Origin of the sequence: Methylobacterium sp. NPDC080182, from assembly GCF_050281105.1 — a bacterium.
Classification (GTDB): domain Bacteria; phylum Pseudomonadota; class Alphaproteobacteria; order Rhizobiales; family Beijerinckiaceae; genus Methylobacterium.
Genome location: NZ_JBNNWO010000011.1, coordinates 1 through 16818, shown reverse-complemented (window position 1 = coordinate 16818; position 16818 = coordinate 1). Strand labels below are relative to the sequence as shown.

Sequence of the window (16818 nt, the reverse complement as noted above, 5' to 3'; positions counted from 1 at the left end):
CGCCGGCCGGCCTGCACACCATTAGGCGCGCACGAGTGGCACCTTCGGCACGGTCCGGACGCCGCCGCCCGAGCTGCCGCCGCCGCCCTTGTTGTCCTTCGGCGTCTTCTTCCGGGCCGCGGTGCGGGGCTTGGCGCGCTTGTGGCGCTTGGCGGCGTTGGTCACGTCCTTCTCGGGCTTGGGCGTCACGGGACCCGCCGGGAAGTCGAAGCCCAGGCTGTCCTTAGCGCCGGCCTTGGCCTCGCCGTCCTCCGGCTTGCGGACGACCACGCGGACCGCGCCGCCGTCCTTGAGCTTGCCGAACAGGACCTCGTCGGCGAGCGGCGTCTTGATGGTCGACTGGATCAGCCGGGCCATCGGGCGCGCGCCCATCGCGTCGTCGTAGCCGTGCTCCACCAGCCAGTCCCGGGCCTCGTCGGAGAGCTCGATCGTGACGTTGCGGTCGGCGAGCTGCGCCTCGAGCTGGAGGACGAACTTGTCCACCACCTTCGCCACCACGTCCTTCGGCAGGTGGCCGAACGAGATGATCGCGTCGAGCCGGTTGCGGAATTCCGGCGCGAACAGCCGGTTGATCGCCTCGACGTCGTCGCCGGAGCGCTTCGACTGGGTGAAGCCGTAGGCCGCCTTGGCCAGATCCGAGGCGCCCGCGTTCGACGTCATGATGATGATGACGTTGCGGAAATCGACCTGCTTGCCGTTGTGGTCGGTCAGCTTCCCGTGGTCCATCACCTGCAGCAGGATATTGAACAGATCCGGATGCGCCTTCTCGATCTCGTCGAGCAGGAGCACGCAGTGCGGGTGCTGGTCGATCCCGTCGGTGAGCAGGCCGCCCTGGTCGAAGCCCACGTAGCCGGGGGGCGCGCCGATCAGGCGGCTCACCGTGTGGCGCTCCATGTACTCCGACATGTCGAAGCGCAGCATCTCGACGCCGAGCGAGGCGGCGAGCTGCTTGGCGGCCTCGGTCTTGCCGACGCCGGTCGGGCCCGCGAACAGGTACGAGCCGATCGGCTTGTCCGGGTCGCGCAGGCCGGCCCGGGCCAGCTTGATCGCCGAGGTCAGGGCCTCGATGGCGTTCGGCTGTCCGTAGACCACGCGCTTCAGGTTCTCGGTCAGGTGCTGGAGCACCACCGCGTCGTCCTTGGAGACGGTCTTCGGCGGGATCCGGGCCATCGTGGCGATGGTCGCCTCGATCTCCTTGATGCCGATGGTGCGCTTGCGGCGCGCCTCCGGCACCAGCATCTGCGAGGCGCCCGTCTCGTCGATCACGTCGATCGCCTTGTCGGGCAGCTTGCGGTCGTTGATGTAGCGGGCCGACAGCTCCACCGCGGCCTTCACGGCCTCGGTCGTGTACTTGAGCTTGTGGAACTCCTCGAAGTACGGCCGCAGGCCCTTCACGATCTCGATCGTGTCGGGGATCGACGGCTCGTTGACGTCGATCTTCTGGAACCGCCGCACCAGGGCGCGGTCCTTCTCGAAGTACTGGCGGTACTCCTTGTAGGTGGTCGAGCCGATGCAGCGCAGCGTGCCGGAGGCGAGCGCCGGCTTGAGCAGGTTCGACGCGTCCATGGCCCCGCCCGAGGTCGCACCGGCGCCGATCACCGTGTGGATCTCGTCGATGAACATGATCGCGTTCGGGTGCGCCTCGATCTCCTTCATCACCTGCTTGAGGCGCTCCTCGAAGTCGCCCCGGTAGCGGGTGCCGGCGAGCAGCGTGCCCATGTCGAGGGAGAAGACGGTCGCGTCGGCCAGGACCTCCGGCACCTCGTGCTGGATGATCTTGCGCGCCAGACCCTCGGCGATCGCGGTCTTGCCGACGCCGGGATCGCCGACCAGCAGCGGGTTGTTCTTCTGTCGGCGGCAGAGGACCTGGATCGTCCGCTGGACCTCGCTCTCGCGGCCGATCAGCGGGTCGATCTTGCCGTCGCGGGCCTTCTTGTTGAGGTTGACGCAGTAGGCGTCGAGCGCGTCGCCCTTCTTCTTGGCACCGCGGGGATCGCCCTCGTCGCTCGGACGCTCGGACGCGCCCTCCTCGTCGGCACCGCGCACGGGCTTCGCCTCGGAGGCGCCGGGCCGCTTGGCGATGCCGTGGCTGATGTAGTTGACCGCGTCGTAGCGGGTCATGTCCTGCTCCTGCAGGAAGTAGGCGGCGTGGCTCTCGCGCTCGGCGAAGATCGCCACCAGCACGTTGGCGCCGGTCACCTCCTCGCGGCCCGACGACTGGACGTGGATCACGGCGCGCTGGATCACGCGCTGGAACCCGGCCGTGGGCTTGGCGTCCTGCCGGCCGTCGCCGGTGAGGTTGGAGAGCTCGGTGTCGACGTAGTCGACCAAGCTGCGCTTGAGCGTGTCGATCTCGACGTTGCAGGCGCGCATGACCGCGGCCGCGTCTTGGTCATCCACCAGGGCGAGCAGGAGATGCTCCAGCGTCGCGTATTCGTGCCGGCGCTCCCCGGCGAGCGCCAGGGCGCGGTGGAGGGCTTGTTCTAGGCTGCGTGAGAAGCTTGGCAAAGCTGGCCTCTGTCCTTCGTGCCTACCGCGAGCGGCGCCTATTTCTTTTCCATAACGCACTGGAGAGGATGTTGGTGTTTGCGTGCGAAGTCCATGACCTGCGTCACCTTGGTCTCCGCCACCTCGTAGGTGAAGACCCCGCACTCGCCGACCCCGTTCTGATGCACGTGCATCATGATCTGGTAGGCGTCCTCGTGGCTCTTGTTGAAGAACCGCTCGACCACCAGGACCACGAACTCCATCGGCGTATAGTCGTCGTTCAGAAGGAGTACCCGGTACAGACTCGGCCGCTTGGTCCGCGGCTTCGTGCGCGTGATGATCGCGGTGTTGGACCGGTCGTCGCCCCCGGGCGTGCGCGAACCGGATGCCGTGACCGCGATACGCGCCGGCCGGTGCTCCCTGGTCGAACTCGCGGTGCCCTGCATGGGGACCTGTCTCATGTGCGTCGAACCGATCCCTCGCTCGGAGCGGGCGCCGCCGGCCCTCACGGCCGATCCTGATCCTGGCCTGCCGGGAGCAGCGCTCAGCTCCACGCCGTTTAATCTACAGACGGTGAGCCGACTTCGCCAGACGCCTGTGCGCACTTGTCCGCCCTGCACCGCGCGTCCCCGATGCATGATGGCCGACCCGCTAGCGCGCCGGGCCGGGACGGGCCGCGGCCGGCGCCAGCGCCGTCGGCCGCAGGAACGCGCCGGTCAGGCCCAGCATTGCGTCGCCGGCGGCGGCCGAGCGGGCCGCGGCGCGCTCCCCGGCCCGCTGCAGGTACGCGGCCTGCACCGCCAGGATCTCGGTCGGGCTGCGGGCCGCCGCCAGCGCCCCCCAGGTCGCCCCGAGATCGTCGAGGGCCTTCTTGACCGAGTCGAGATACTCGATGCCGAGGGTCTGGGCCGCCCGGCTCGCGATCCCGAACCGCCGCAGGGGCGTCCCGAAGCCGGAGGCGACCGGGCTCAGGGGGAGGGCAGGGGGTCTCTGCATCGCCGATCTCCGGTCCGCCGCCGAGCCGGCCCGCCATCCGCGACCGACAGTTTCGGATCGCCGCGAGAGTGTGCGGCACGACAGCCAGCGTCAAGCTCGGGCCTGTAAGAGCGGCCGGCCGCAACCGGCACGGCATGGCCGACCGGCAACAGCGGGTCGGGAACGGCCGGTAAGCGGATGCCGGACCGGCACGATCCGGCACTCGCCGCGATCGCATTAACGGGCCTGTAACTGCACTTGCCTAACTCTCCACTGATGCAGCGGGGCCACGTGATCGGCGGAAGGCTCTGCAGGGGATACGACCGGCCAGATCCGGTCTCGCGAGGCAATCAGGCGTGATGCGTAGCGTAGTAGGCCGCTCCCGGACGATTCCAGCGCTCCCGGCCGCGATCCTGGCCGCCGCCGTCCTGACGGCCATGGCCTCACCGGCCGACGCCCGGCGCGGTCGGCACCACCACCATGCCCGCGCCGGCGGCGGCTACAACCCGCCCTACGCGGCGATGGTCGTGGACGTGAAGAGCGGCAAGACCTTGCACGCGGTGAACGAGGACGCCCTGCGGCACCCGGCCTCGATCACCAAGGTGATGACGCTCTACATGCTGTTCGAGCAGATGGAGCGGGGCAAGTTCGCCCTCGATTCCGACCTGACCATCTCGGCCCACGCCGCCGCCCAGGCGCCGTCCAAGCTCGGCCTGCGCCCCGGCCAGACCATCTCGGTCGAGGACGCCATCAAGGCGATCGTGACGAAGTCGGCGAACGACGTGGCCTGCGCCATCGGCGAGAACATCGCCGGCTCCGAGGAGCGCTTCGCCCAGATGATGACCGCGAAGGCCCACGCCCTCGGCATGAGCCGCACGCACTACGCCAACGCCTCGGGCCTGCCCGATCCGGACCAGCTGACCACCGCGCGCGACCTGACCGTGCTGGCGCGGGCGATCCAGGACCGGTTCCCGCACTACTACCGCTACTTCCAGACCCGGTCCTTCGCGTTCCGCGGCCGGGTGATCGGCAACCACAACCGCCTCCTGGGCAACGTCCAGGGCGTCGACGGGATCAAGACCGGCTACACCCGAGATTCCGGCTTCAACCTGATGACCGCGGCGAAGTCCGAGGGGCGCCAGATCGTGGCGATCGTGCTGGGCGGCAAGTCCGGCGCGAGCCGCGACCGGATCATGGCCGACCTCGTCCGCGCCAGCCTGCCGCGCGCCTATGCCGGCGCCCGGATCTCGGCGCCGGTTACCGAGGTCGCCGAGCGCGCCCGCCCGGCGGTCGTCGCCGACGCGGTCTCGCGGACCCGCACGCAGGTCGCCTCGGCGGACGACGAGGACGTCGAGACGACCGGCACCACCGGCGAGCCCCTCGACCTGTCCCCCGCCAAGACGACGACGCCGGGCGGCACCTGGAAGCCCGGCCCGCAGGGCATCCCGAAGGCGGCCCAGGCCTATGCCGGCGGCGGCAACGCCCAGCCGCCCTTCCCGGGCGCGTCCAAGTCCACGGCCCGCGTGGCCTCCCTCGAGCGCGACGAGCCGCCGAAGGCGGTCTCCGGCGCCCGCGTCGTCCCGACCGCCTGGGTGATCCAGCTCGGCGCCATGGACGACGAGTCCAAGGCCCGGACGATGCTCTCGGAGGCGCGCGCCAAGGTCGGCGGCAGCCTGTCGAAGGCCGCGCCCTACACGGTCAAGGTCGAGCACGGCGGCACCACGCTGTTCCGCGCCCGCTTCTCGGGCTTCGCCGAGCAGGATTCCGCCCAGGAGGCCTGCTCGGCCCTGAAGCGCAGCGGCTTCAGCTGCTTCGCCACGCGGAGCTGAGACCCGCGAGACCCGCCGGCGCGCCCGCGCGCCGCGTTTCGCGAGCACCGGCGCGCCCGCGCGCCGGATACGGAACGGCCGCGACCGAGTTCGTCCGCGGCCGACGATCGGTAACTCTCTGACAACGCGCGTGGAGTTCAGCGATGTCGGTTCAGAAGCCTGTCCCGGGCCGCGTTGACGCGCGCCGCGCCCTCGGCGCTGCCCCCCTGGTCGGGGTGGGCGCGCTTCATGAGAGACCGGTGGGCCGACCGGATCTCCTCAGCGGTCGCCCCGCGCTGAAGCCCCAGGATCTCGTACGCCTGCTCCTGCGTCATCGCCCCTGGATGCGGCGGACGGCGCGGCCGCGGGTCGCGATCGCCCTCAGCGTCTACACGCCATCCGGGCGCCCGGCGGTCGAGATACGGCTCTAGCAGGGCGGCACCCGCGGCGTCGCGGATCCGGCAGAGCCGCAGCAGCTCGACCACGGCCCCGGTGGGCATGCTGTCGAGCCACGCGCCGGCGCCCGGCCCCGCGATGACGCGGCCCGTGCGCAGGCTGCCGTCCGGGCGCACGAGGGCGTCGATCAGGACCGTGCGGAAGCGGCGGTCCTCCGGGTCGCGCGGGCGCTCGCCGGATCCCGGCCGGATCAGCCGGCGCAGCCGCGCGGTCATGGCGGCCTGGCCCTCGATCATCCAGACGCCGCTCAGCCCGAGCAGTGCCGCGAGGACGAAGTTCCCGCGCAGGAGCAGGAACCCGGCCGCGAGCAGCGCGAAGGCGCCGAAGGTCGGCAGACGCGCCCGCCCGAGGGCGGCGCCGAGGCCAGCCCGGAGACCGCCGCGGAGCCTCCGGCCGAGGCCGCCCGAGTTCTTCGACAGCCACCACAGGGTCAGGCAGGCGAGCAGGCCGGCGAACAGCACCATCGCTCAGCGCCGCACGCCGTAGAGGGCGGACGCGCTCCCGCCGATCTGGATGCTCGTCCCGTCCCCGAGATCGAAGTGGCCCGGCCGGCGCGGCGTCGGCGGGCGCACGCTCGCGTCGCAGCCGGGCTGCGGCGGGAGACGCACGCCCTCGGGCAGGTTCTCCGGGCAGAGGCGCGCGCGCGTCGGCGCCTCGCCGGCCCGCGCGGCGGCGGCGAGGAGGATCAGGGTCAGGAGGAGGGCCGCGCGCGTCATCGCCGGTTCTCCGCGACCTCGGCGGTGGTGACGCGGACCTGCCGGATCCCGCCGTCGCGCTCCACCTTGAGGGTCACGCCGGCGCCGAGGCCGGCCTCCTCGATGGCCGCGGTCAGGTCCGCGAGGCGGTGGACCGGGCGATCGTTGGCCTCGACGATCACGTCGCCGAGGTCGCCGGTCTGCGGGTCGACGCCGCGCAGACCGGCCTGCGCGGCCGGGGAGCCGGGCAGCACCCGCACGATGACCACGCCGTCGATGCCGAGCCGCGCGGTGGCCGCCTCCTGGGCGGCGATGATGCCGATGCCGGGATTGCGCACGCGGCCGGCCTTGATCAGCTCCGGCACGATCCGGTTCACCACGTCGACGGGGATCGCGAAGCCGATGCCGGCGCTGGCGCCGGACGGTGACACGATGGCGGTGTTGACGCCGATCAGCCGGCCCGCGGAATCGAGGAGCGGGCCGCCGGAATTGCCCGGGTTGATCGCCGCGTCCGTCTGGATGACGCCGGACACTTCGCGGCCCTCGCTCGTCGGCATGCGGCGGCGCACGGCGCTGATGACGCCGGTGGTCAGCGTGTGGTCGAGGCCGAACGGGTTGCCGATGGCGAAGGCCGACTGCCCGACCTTGAGGTCCGACGAGGTGCCGATCGCCAGCGGCGGCGGCATGGTCCGCACCCGCCCCAATTGCAGGACCGCGAGGTCGTAGGACGGCGCCATCCCGACGAGGGTGGCGGGCACGACCTCGCCGTCGCTCATCCGGACCGAGACCGAGCCGCCGCTCCGCGCGGCGTTCTGCACGACGTGGGTGTTGGTGACGATGTGGCCGGCGCCGTCCCACACGAAGCCGGTGCCGGTCTGCGTCCCGCCCTGCTCACCGCCCTGGTCGTCGAGGTCGAGCAGGTCGCGGTTCTGCGCGGCGCCCTGCGCGAAAACGTGAACGACGGACGGGCTCGCGCGCTCGAACAGCGCGACCGTCGAGGACTCGGCCGGCGCCAGATCGCCGCGGGCCGTGATCGCCCGGGGCGTGTCGGCCGCGTAGAGCAGCGGCTGCAGGTAGGGCTGGGCGACGTAGAGCGCCAGCAGGACCAGGACCGCGGCGAGGACGATGCGCACGGTACGATCCGGCACGGGTGACTCCGAGAGAAGCGCGTAGGCGGGCCCCGACGGGCCGAGCCTTAAGTGCGCGTTCAGGATCGGGGCGTCAACACAGAGAGGCGCCGCCGCCGACAGGCCCCTGACGTGTTCTGGCGCACGTCGGCGACCGGCGCAGACTGGCTAACGGAATGGTCATCATTCAGGAGCCACAATTCTCGCAAGTCCAGGGCAGCTCAGTCGCGCTCAATACGGACATGGAACACCGAACCGCGCCCGAACTCGTGCCTCGGCACCGGATGCTGGTTTCGAGAACCGCCCGAATTGATCGCAAAGCTGCCGCAGAGATGCTTGCATTGACGCTCAGACCATCGATCGCCGCAGCCCCTCGGCAGAGCCCGGCGGCGGCGATCTGAACGGTCCAAAACGGTTCGGAAGGACGAGTACCCATGGAAACCGAAGCTCTGGAACGGCCCGCGGATCTGACGATCTGGCGCACCGCCCCGGCGACCGCCCCGCTGGCGCAGCCCGAGCGCTACCGGACCCTGCGGGAGGCGATCGCCGCCGCGGCCGGCGCCCTGGCCGACCCGGCCAAGCAGCCCTGGATCATCACCGAAGAGGGCGAGATCCTCTCGCCGAACTGGATCCGCACCTACCTGAACTGACGATCGATCACCCGGAGAACGGGGATACCGGGGACGGCGGCGCGCAGCCCCGCCCCGGTGCCCCGCGGGCTCACTCCGCGGCGTCCGACTGACGGAAGCCCTCGATCCCGACCTGGTCGGGGTTGATCGCGTGCAGCGCCCGGCGGGCCGCCTCGAGCGGGTGCTCGGCCTCGATCCGGACCGAGGTCAGATCCGGGCTCTTGTAGACCGTCACGATCGTGTCCATCACCTCGGTCAGCGTCGTGCGCTTGTCCTCGGGGGCGGCGATCAGGAGCTGCAGCCCCCAGGCGCGGTAGAGATCGACCAGCGCCTGGCTGTTGCGCACGTCGAGCTTCGAGAACGCCTCGTCGAGCAGGCACAGGCCGAGCCCCGGATTCTCGTCGCCCGGCCGGTCGCCCGGGTAGTAGGCGCTGGCGAGCGACGCGGCGATCGCCACGTAGAACGGCGCCTGCGCCTCGCCGCCGGAGCCGCGCAGCGCCCGGGCCGACATCGTGGTGCGGTTGCCCGCCCGGTCGCGCATGCCGATCTCGTAGACGAAGTAGTTGCGGTAATCGGCGAGCCGCGCCGCGTCGTCCGCGCCGGCGATCAGCGCGGTGATCTCCTCGAGCGCGGCCGCCATCGGCCCCTCCGCCTCGCCGGCGAGCAGCGCCTGCGCGGCCTCGGGCGAGCGGGCGGTCTCGGTGGCCAGCGCGTGGACGGCGGCGTAGCGGCGGTCCACCGCCGCCTCGAACGCGTAGGTCTGGCCGGTGAAGCTGCGCGCCGAGAGCCGCTCGTTCAGGGCCGCGAGCCGGGCATGGACCCGCTCGAACCGGTCGGCGAGGCGCGTCAGCAGGTCCTCGGTCATGAGGCGGCGCATCTCGGACTCGGCCCGCTCGGCCTGCGCCCGGTAGCGGCGCAGCTCGTGCCCCTCGACCGCCTCGTATTCCCGGCGCACCCAGGCGAAGCCGTCGATCGCCGGGGCGTCCCCCGAGGCCAGCGGGTTCTCGACCCGCCAGGCGGCGCAGGCCTCCGCCAGCTCGCGCTCGGCGATCCGCCCGTGCGAGCGGGCGGCCTCGGCGGAATCCCGGGCGAGGCCGCGCTCGGCGCTCACCCGCGCCCCGGCCGCCTTGGCGTCGAGGCCGGCGAGCGCCCGCCGCGCCTCGGCGACCGCGCCGAGGTCGAAGGGCTCGGCGCGGGCGAGGCGCACCCGCGCCGCGTCGCCCGCGCTCAGCTGGCGCAGGGCCGCGCGGCGGGCCGACAGGGCGGCGCGGACCGCCTCGCGCATAGGCCCCATCCGGGCGCGCAGGGCCGCCTCGTCGGCGAGCAGGCGGTCGAGCTTCGGCTCCAGCTCCTCCGACAATTCCCGCAGATAGCCGACCCGCTCGGTGGTCAGCGCGGCGATCTCGGCGGCGAGCCCGGCCGTGTCGCGCTTCTCGATGCCCTCCCGCTCGGTCTGGAGCGTGCGCCGCCGCCCCTCCAGCCCGTCGAGCTCGGCCCGCAGCGCATCCACCGCGTCGAGGCCCCGGGCGACGCGGGCCCGGATCGCGGCGGCCGTCCGGGCGGCCTCGCGCAGGACCGCGGCCTCGCCGCGCAGGCGCCGCGCCTCCGCGACGGCGATCTCGTGGGCGCGGCGGCTGTCGGCGGTCGGCCCGCGATGGCCGCGGGTCATCAGCAGGTCGACGCTGCGGGTGACCGTGTAGGCCATGCCGGCCGTGGTCCGGCCGCTGGGCGCCACGGCCCGGGACAGGCGCGCCAGTTCGGCATCGTCCCGGGCGAGGTCGTAGCCGCCGAGCCGCACGCCGAGGAACGCCTCGGCGTGGGGGTCGCTGGTCTCGATCACGGTGAGCGGGCCGTCGTCGTAGCGGCGCGACCGCTGCTTGGCGGTGTCGGTGGTCTTGACCAGGATGCAGCGGCTGAAGCGGTCGCGGCCCGATTGCAGCACGCTGAGGGCCTCGCTCAGCCGGTCCGGGGCGACCACCAGGGCCTCGCGGGCGCGCCCGAGCAGCCCTTCGAGCGCCGGCCCCCAGGTCGGGTCGACGATCTCGGCCAATTCGCAGATCGGTAGCGCGTCGATCCCGCGTCGCTCCAGCTCGCCGCGGAACGCCACCGTATCGGAGGACAGCCGCGCCGCCGGGCCGCCGCCGGTGCGCGGGGCCGTGCGCTCGGCCTCGCTCTCCTGCGCGCGGGCCTTGAGCGCCGCGTCCTCGGCGGCCCGCTCCAGGGCCTCGTCGAAGTCGGGCAGGCGCGCCAGCCCGTCGGTCAGCTCGGCCAGCGGGCCGTCGGGGCGCAGGATCTCCTCGGGCGAGGCGTCCCGACGCAGGCCCGCCCGGGCGCAGGCCTCGGCGAGGCGGGCCGCCTGCGGGCAGCTCTGCCGCAGGATCGGGGCGACCGGCTGGAGCTTGGCCATCTGCCCGACGAGGGCGACGAGGTCGCCGATCCGGCCGATCAGCTCCTTGCGGTCGCGCTCCAGCATGGACAGGCCGAGCGTCGAGGCCGCGAGCCGGCCCTCGGCGGCGCCCGCGGCGGCCAGCGCCTTCTTCTCGGCGATCTCGCCGTCGATCTCGCGGACGTAGCCGCGGCTCGCCGCGACGCGCTCGCGGGCGATGCGCAGGGTGTCGGCGCCCTCGCGGAGGCGGCCCCGGACGGCGATGAGGTCGAGACTGCGGCGGCGCAGATCGGCGCTGGCCGCCCGCAGCTCGTGCGTCGCGGCGGCGAGGACCGCCTCGCCCCAGGCCTCGTAGCGGTCGCGCAGGCGCCGCAGGCGCCCGAGCCGGGTCTCCAGCTCGGCGATGGTCTCCCGGAGGCGCCGCCAGTTGGCGATGGAGTGGCGCACGCGCTCGACGTCGAGGGGCTCCGGCTCGAGCACGAAGGCGCGCACGAAGGCGCTGGTGTCGAAGATCGGCTTGAACGCCACCGCGTTGGCGAAGCTGCGCAGGAAGTGGCGCGGCTCCGGCGCCGGCGCGCCCTCGCGCAGGGTCGCCAGCACGTCGGCCGTGAAGCGCTCGCCGGAGGTGCGGTACTCGGTGAAGCTCGACGCGCGGGCGCGCAGCTCCGCGGCGATCTCGCTCCAGGGCGCCGTGTAGGTGCCGCCGGGGGCGGTGCGGGCGTAGTCGGAGACCTCGAACCGGTGCCCGACCGCGATGAAGCGCGACAGCACGGTCTCCTTCGGCTCGGCGGCCCGGGCCGCCAGGGCGAGGCCGACCGAGACCACGCGGCCGGAATCGGGGTTCTCGAAGACCAGCACCAGCACGGTCTCGCAGGATTCCCGCGTCGGGCGGCCGCCCTCCGCCGGGTCGCTGATCCAGCCCAGGCAGTAGTCGCGCACGGTGCGGGCGCTGCGGCCGGAGGCCGAGGCGTTGAGGGCGAGGCGGCTGGCGTTGTTGCCGGCCAGGACCGTGCCGACCGCGTCGAAGATCGTCGACTTCCCGGCGCCGGTCGGCCCGACCAGCGCCGCGGCGCCGCGCAGGCGGATCTGCTCGCGGCGGATCAGGTACCAGTTCGAGATGGCGATGTCGGTGAGGACGTACACGGTGTCGGTGGGTCGGGTCGGTGGCGAGGAATGAGCGGCCCAGTTGGCCGGACTCGGCCGCGTATGCAAGCCGACACACGCGAACCCGTGAAGCCTGATCCTACCTCAGGTTATAACCCTGTTAGCACAAACTGTTCATGTCCTGCGGGTCTCGCCTGCACGACCGGAACCGACCGATGCGTCTCAGTCTCAAAGCAAAACTCAGCGGCCTCTTCGCCCTCCTGCTCCTGGCGGCGATCGTTCAGGGCGGCGTGACCCTCTACAAGATGCAGGCGGTCGACCAGCGGCTCGCGGAGCTGATCGACAACGCCGTGCCGTCGATCAACGAGGCCCAGGCGATCAACGCCCTCGTGATGCGCTCGCGACTGTGGCAGTTCCGCTACGTGACGGCGGATACCGACGCCGAGCGCGAGACCAGCCTGAAGAACGCCGACGAGATGATGCGGAACCGCCAGGCCAAGGCCGAGGCGTACCGCAGCCTGGTGGCGTCGAAGGAGGAGCAGGGGATCTACGACGACCTGCTCGCCAAGCTGGCGGTGCAGCAGGCCGACTGGACCCGTCTGCGCGCCTTCCCGGCCGACCAGCACGATCAGGCGCTCGCCTATTTCCGCGGGCCGATGAACGCCAACTACCTCGCGGCCTCCAGCGCGACCCGCGCCCTCGCCGACCTGAACATCCGGAACGGCGAGGCGGCCGGACGCGCGGCCCGCGACAGCCAGGCCGACGCGGTCCGGACGACCGTCGTGAGCCTGCTCGTCAGCCTCGTCATCGCGCTCGGCGCCATGCTGTACGCCTTCACGGGCGTGTCGCGGCCGCTTTCCGGGATGACGCTGTCCATGCGGCGGCTCGCCGACGGCGACACCCAGGCCGAGATCCCCTACGCGGCGCGGCGGGACGAGATCGGCGCCATGTCGGCGACCGTCGCGGTGTTCCGGGAGAACTTGCTGCACGCCCGCGCCCTCGAGGCCGAGACCGCGCAGGCCCGTGCCGGCGCCGAGGCGCAGCGCCGGCAGGCGACGCGCGAACTCGCCGACCGGTTCGAATCCGCGATCGGCGGCATCGTCGGCTCGGTGACGTCGGCGGCGACGCAGCTCCAGTCCACGGCCCAGAGCCTCACCGCGACGGCGACGCAGACGGCCGGCCAGTCCACCAGCGCGGCGGCGGCGGCCGAGGAGGCCTCCTCCAACGTCACCACGGTCGCGGCGGCGGCCGAGGAGCTCGGCTCCTCGGTCAACGAGATCGGCCGCCAGGTCGGCTCCTCGGCGGACCTGGCGCAGGCCGCCGTCCGCGAGGCCGCCGCCACGGCCGACCTCGTCCAGGCCCTGAGCACCGGCGCGCGCCGGGTCGGCGAGGTGGTCGACCTGATCTCGGCGATCGCCAGCCAGACCAACCTGCTCGCGCTGAACGCCACGATCGAGGCGGCCCGGGCCGGCGTCGCCGGCCGCGGCTTCGCGGTCGTCGCCACCGAGGTGAAGGCGCTGGCCGACCAGACCGCCAAGGCGACGGCCGAGATCTCGGCGCAGATCGCGCAGATCCAGGGCTCGACCGGCCAGGCCGTCCAGGCCATCGACGGCATCGCCGGCCGCATCCGCGAGATCAGCAGCATGGCCAACTCCATCGCGGCGGCGGTGGAGGAGCAGGGCGCGGCCACGCAGGAGATCGTCCGCAACGTCGCCGAGGCCGCGACCGGGACCGAGTCGGTGACCGTCAATGTCAGCGGCGTCGCCGGCGCCGCCGAGGAGACCGGCGCGGCCGCCGCGCAGGTCCTGGCCTCGGCCTCCGAGATGGCCCGCCAGGCGGCCCATCTCGGCAGCGAGGTCGAGCACTTCCTGGCGACGGTCCGGGCGGCCTGAGCGCGGTCACGTGGGTTCGGCCGCACGTCGCGGTTGACGTATCTCACTCCGTCATCGCGAGCGCAGCGAAGTGACCCAGGGCAGCGCGACGCCGGCAATCGTGGCGCTGGCTGGATTGCTTCGCTCCGCTCGCAAAGACGGCGCCGAACTGGTCGACCGGACGGCGGAATCAGGCCTCGCCGGCCTCGGACCAAGCCCGCAGGCGCTCCATCCAGGCGTCGGAGGCCAGCACCGTCAGCCCCGGCAGGAGCGACAGCGGCGTGACCCGCTCGACCCGGTCGCGCTCGCCGAGGCGCAGGCCGCCGCGCTTGGCGTAGAGGCGCAGGATGTCGGCGAGCCGGCCCTCCTCGGGGGGCTCGTTGCGCGCCACGGCGCGGATCTTCTCGACGATCTCGTCGGTGGTGCAGTCGACGATCCCGTCCGTTCCGGCCCGGTGGTCGCGCAGGCCCTCCTCGTAGAGGAGCCGGAGCGCCAGCAGCACCAGGGTCTCGTCCTTGCGCAGGCGCTCCGAGACGATGTCGTGGCGCGGGGCGTCGGCGGCCGGGCTCAGCGAGACCATCTGGTCGCGGTGCGAGACGGTCAGCGCGTAGCCGAGGCAGGCGAAGTAGTCGGTGAAGAACGGCGCGTAGTGCCGGGCGAGCTCGTAGGAGCGGCCGATGCCCTGCGTCTCGGCGTAGATCACCTGCCCCTTCAACAGCACCTGAAGGGCGCGGCACAGCTCCTCGGCGTCCGGCGCCCGGGCGCCGGGGGGCGGCGGCTCGTCGCCGTCGATGATCGCGCGGAAGCCCTCAAGCACGGGGACGGCGCTCCAGCAGGAAATCCGGGCAGTCCAGCCAGCCGTTGACCACCCGCTCGGGCAGCCGGGTCAGGGCGTAGCGCGCGCCGAGCTTGGCGTCGAACAGCACGTCGATCTCGCGCAGGCGCTGGAACACGATGAAGTCGTCGACGCCCGCGATGACGATCTGCGACCCGCGCAGCCGCACCGCCTTGCCGAGCCGGGCCTCCACGAAGGCGCTCATGCTCTCGGGCGTCACGGTGGTGCGGCGGCGGAACTCCGCCTTGGCGGCCGCGAAGGCATCGACCACGGGGTCGTCCTCGATGTCGGGCAGCGGCTCCATGTCGATGGCCGACTTGCGGGCGCGCGGCGCCTGGAGATGCGCGTGCCCGATCGGCGGCCGCAGCAGCGAGACGTCGCCCGGCACCTCGGGGGCGATCTCCGCTTCCCCGACGGCGCGCAGCATCGCGGCCACGCGCTCGACGCCGCTCGGGTCCGGGCGGTCCATCACGTGCAGCGCGGAGGCGATCCGGCGCTCCAGGCGCGCCACCACGGCGTCGACGGCGTCGAGGTGGTTGTCGAGGCCCTCGAACACCGCGAGGATCTGGGCGAGATCCGCCCGGACGGCCCGCTGCGCCGTGTCGAGATCGGCGCTCCGCCCCTCGCGGATCAGGCCTTCGGCCAGGGCCCGGACCGTGAGGGCGTCGCGCAGCGCCCGGCCGGCCTCGCGCACCACGCTGGCCCGGAAGCGGAACGGGTTGAAGCGGGTGTGCAGCGTCCGGTAGTCGCTGATCAGGTGGCGCTCGACGAAATCCTCGAAGAACAGCCGGAAGGTCTTGGCGCGGTCGGGCTCGCGCAGGATGCGCTCCTCGACCTTGCGCATGCCGGCCGCGAGGCCGCGCACGTGGGACAGGAAGGCGGCCGCGCCCCGCGCGGCGTTGGACAGCGCCTCGGAGCGGTTCGCCGGGTCCGACAGGGCGCTCTCGAGGCCGCCCAGCACCTCCAGGACGGCGCCCCCGTAGGAGCGGGTCTCGCCCCGTTCCAGCCGCGACAGCTCCTCCAGGAGGAGGCGGGCCTCGGGGTCGAACTCCGCGACCGGGACGTAGCGCTCGCGGCGCTCGATCAGCCAGCCGGTGTCGAGGAGGCGCCGGTAGAGCGCCGTGCGGCGCTCGGCCGGGTCGGCCGAGATCGGCTCGTCGCCGCTGACCTCGGGGTCGCTCCAGCCGGCGGCGAAGTCGCCGATCTCGGCCAGGAGCTCGGCCTTGCGCACCGGCTCGGCCCCGAGGACGCGCCGGTGCAGGTGCAGGAGCAGGGCCGCGTTGAAGCCGCGGCTCGGCGAGGCCAGCGGCTTGAACAGCTCGTCGGACAGCTGCGCGAACAGCATCGTGTCGAAATTCCCGCGGTCGCGCAGCCGTGCCGCTTACTTCGCGCCGAGGAGCTCGACGTCGAAGATCAGCGTGGCGTTCGGCGGGATCACGCCGCCGGCGCCGCGGGCGCCGTAGCCGAGCTGCGGCGGGATGATCAGGGTGCGCTTGCCGCCGGTCTTCATGGTGGCGACGCCCTCGTCCCAGCCCTTGATCACCTGGCCGGCGCCGAGGGGGAAGCTGAAGGGCTGGTTGCGGTCGCGGGACGAGTCGAACTTCTTGCCCTTCTTGCCGCCCTCGTCGAGCCAGCCGGTGTACTGGACGGTGACCGTCTGGCCGGCCTTCGGCTCGGGCCCGGTGCCGACGACCTCGTCCTGATACTTGAGGCCCGACGGGGTGGTCACGGTCTCGGCATTGGCGGCTGTGGTCATGGCGATCAACGCGGCTCCGAAGAGGGGGGACAGGCGAGGCATGGTTTCTCCCTGGAGCCGGCGCCGTGCGCGCCGGCCGTCGGGAGGCCTTCTATCGCCTCGAACCCGTCCAGGCCAGGGAGGCCGCCGACCGCGGCTCCGGCCGCTCAGGCGGCCCGGACGCCGTCGAGGAAGCGGCCGACCTCTTCGGTCAGGTGCGCGGCCTGGGCCGACAGGGCGGCGGCCGCGCCCAGGACCTCGCCCGCCGCCGCCTCGGTCGCGCCGGAGGCCGCGGCGACGCCGGCGACGTGGCCGGTGACCGCGGCCGCGCCCTGCGCCGCCTGTCCGACGTTGCGGACGATCTCGCGGGTCGCCGCGCCCTGCTGCTCCACCGCCGCCGCGATCGTGGTCGCCACGCCGTCGATGTCCCGGATGCGGGCCGTGATCGTCCCGATCGCCGCGACGGCCTGCCCGGTCGAGGCCTGCACCCGCCCGATCTGACCCGCGATCTCCTCCGTGGCCCGGGCGGTCTGTTCGGCCAGCGCCTTCACCTCGGTGGCCACCACCGCGAAGCCGCGGCCGGCCGCGCCCGCGCGCGCCGCCTCGATCGTGGCGTTGAGCGCCAGCAGGTTGGTCTGGCCCGCGATGGTCGAGATCAGCCCGACCACGTCGCCGATCCGCGCCACGGCCTCGCTCAGGTCCCGGACCAG

General features: G+C 72.9%; 14 protein-coding genes. 3 read left to right on the top strand and 11 right to left on the bottom strand.

Annotated elements, in window-relative coordinates; all coding sequences use genetic code 11:
• Positions 1 to 21: 21 nt before the first annotated feature.
• The 3 genes from clpA to ACQKQD_RS19370 form a co-directional block, all read right to left on the bottom strand.
• Entirely contained in the window at positions 22 to 2508 is a 2487-nt protein-coding gene (gene clpA, locus ACQKQD_RS19380) for an ATP-dependent Clp protease ATP-binding subunit ClpA (RefSeq protein WP_026605345.1), read from the bottom strand.
• 38 nt (positions 2509 to 2546) lie between these two features.
• Positions 2547 to 2933 (bottom strand): ATP-dependent Clp protease adapter ClpS, encoded by a 387-nt coding sequence (gene clpS, locus ACQKQD_RS19375; protein WP_026605344.1) that lies wholly within the window; start codon positions 2931 to 2933, stop codon positions 2547 to 2549.
• A 205-nt stretch (positions 2934 to 3138) separates the two neighbouring features.
• A complete protein-coding gene (locus ACQKQD_RS19370; protein ID WP_427509302.1) occupies positions 3139 to 3483 on the bottom strand; it encodes a phasin family protein in 345 nt (114 codons plus the stop codon).
• 338 nt (positions 3484 to 3821) lie between these two features.
• Between ACQKQD_RS19370 and ACQKQD_RS19365 the strand changes: the two genes are divergently transcribed.
• Positions 3822 to 5291, top strand: coding sequence for a D-alanyl-D-alanine carboxypeptidase (locus ACQKQD_RS19365; protein ID WP_091924950.1), 1470 nt, complete (start codon positions 3822 to 3824; stop codon positions 5289 to 5291).
• Positions 5292 to 5428: 137 nt separating this feature from the next.
• Here the strand turns inward: ACQKQD_RS19365 and ACQKQD_RS19360 are convergent, their stop codons facing one another.
• The 3 genes from ACQKQD_RS19360 to ACQKQD_RS19350 are packed head-to-tail and all read right to left on the bottom strand — an operon-like array spanning position 5429 to position 7569.
• Complete coding sequence (locus ACQKQD_RS19360) at positions 5429 to 6190, bottom strand: J domain-containing protein (protein ID WP_091924947.1); 762 nt, start codon at positions 6188 to 6190, stop codon at positions 5429 to 5431.
• Between the two features lie 3 nt (positions 6191 to 6193).
• Positions 6194 to 6442, bottom strand: coding sequence for a hypothetical protein (locus ACQKQD_RS19355; RefSeq protein WP_020095812.1), 249 nt, complete (start codon positions 6440 to 6442; stop codon positions 6194 to 6196).
• Entirely contained in the window at positions 6439 to 7569 is a 1131-nt protein-coding gene (locus tag ACQKQD_RS19350) for a S1C family serine protease (RefSeq protein WP_427509301.1), read from the bottom strand. The genes ACQKQD_RS19355 and ACQKQD_RS19350 overlap by 4 nt, the downstream gene beginning before the upstream one ends.
• Before the next feature lie 413 nt (positions 7570 to 7982).
• On the opposite strand from ACQKQD_RS19350, the gene ACQKQD_RS19345 reads away from it, so the two are divergent.
• Positions 7983 to 8198, top strand: coding sequence for a hypothetical protein (locus ACQKQD_RS19345; protein WP_020095810.1), 216 nt, complete (start codon positions 7983 to 7985; stop codon positions 8196 to 8198).
• A gap of 70 nt (positions 8199 to 8268) precedes the next feature.
• Here ACQKQD_RS19345 and ACQKQD_RS19340 read toward each other — a convergent pair whose 3' ends face one another.
• Positions 8269 to 11706, bottom strand: coding sequence for an SbcC/MukB-like Walker B domain-containing protein (locus tag ACQKQD_RS19340; RefSeq protein WP_427509300.1), 3438 nt, complete (start codon positions 11704 to 11706; stop codon positions 8269 to 8271).
• 176 nt (positions 11707 to 11882) lie between these two features.
• Here ACQKQD_RS19340 and ACQKQD_RS19335 point away from each other — a divergent pair, with 176 nt between their 5' ends.
• On the top strand, positions 11883 to 13559 hold the full coding sequence (locus tag ACQKQD_RS19335) for a methyl-accepting chemotaxis protein (RefSeq protein WP_427509299.1): 1677 nt from the start codon (positions 11883 to 11885) through the stop codon (positions 13557 to 13559).
• A 169-nt stretch (positions 13560 to 13728) separates the two neighbouring features.
• Here the strand turns inward: ACQKQD_RS19335 and ACQKQD_RS19330 are convergent, their stop codons facing one another.
• The 4 genes from ACQKQD_RS19330 to ACQKQD_RS19315 all read right to left on the bottom strand — a co-directional run.
• Complete coding sequence (locus ACQKQD_RS19330; protein WP_020095807.1) at positions 13729 to 14355, bottom strand: DUF4194 domain-containing protein; 627 nt, start codon at positions 14353 to 14355, stop codon at positions 13729 to 13731.
• Positions 14348 to 15718 carry a Wadjet anti-phage system protein JetA family protein gene (locus ACQKQD_RS19325; RefSeq protein ID WP_427509298.1) on the bottom strand — a complete coding sequence of 457 codons (1371 nt, stop codon included), beginning with the start codon at positions 15716 to 15718 and terminating at the stop codon, positions 14348 to 14350. The genes ACQKQD_RS19330 and ACQKQD_RS19325 overlap by 8 nt, the downstream gene beginning before the upstream one ends.
• Positions 15719 to 15754: 36 nt before the next feature.
• Positions 15755 to 16171 carry an FKBP-type peptidyl-prolyl cis-trans isomerase gene (locus ACQKQD_RS19320; protein WP_026605341.1) on the bottom strand — a complete coding sequence of 139 codons (417 nt, stop codon included), beginning with the start codon at positions 16169 to 16171 and terminating at the stop codon, positions 15755 to 15757.
• A 104-nt stretch (positions 16172 to 16275) separates the two neighbouring features.
• Positions 16276 to 16818, bottom strand: a 543-nt coding sequence (locus ACQKQD_RS19315) for a methyl-accepting chemotaxis protein (protein WP_427509297.1), incomplete at its 5' end; no start/stop codon positions are given.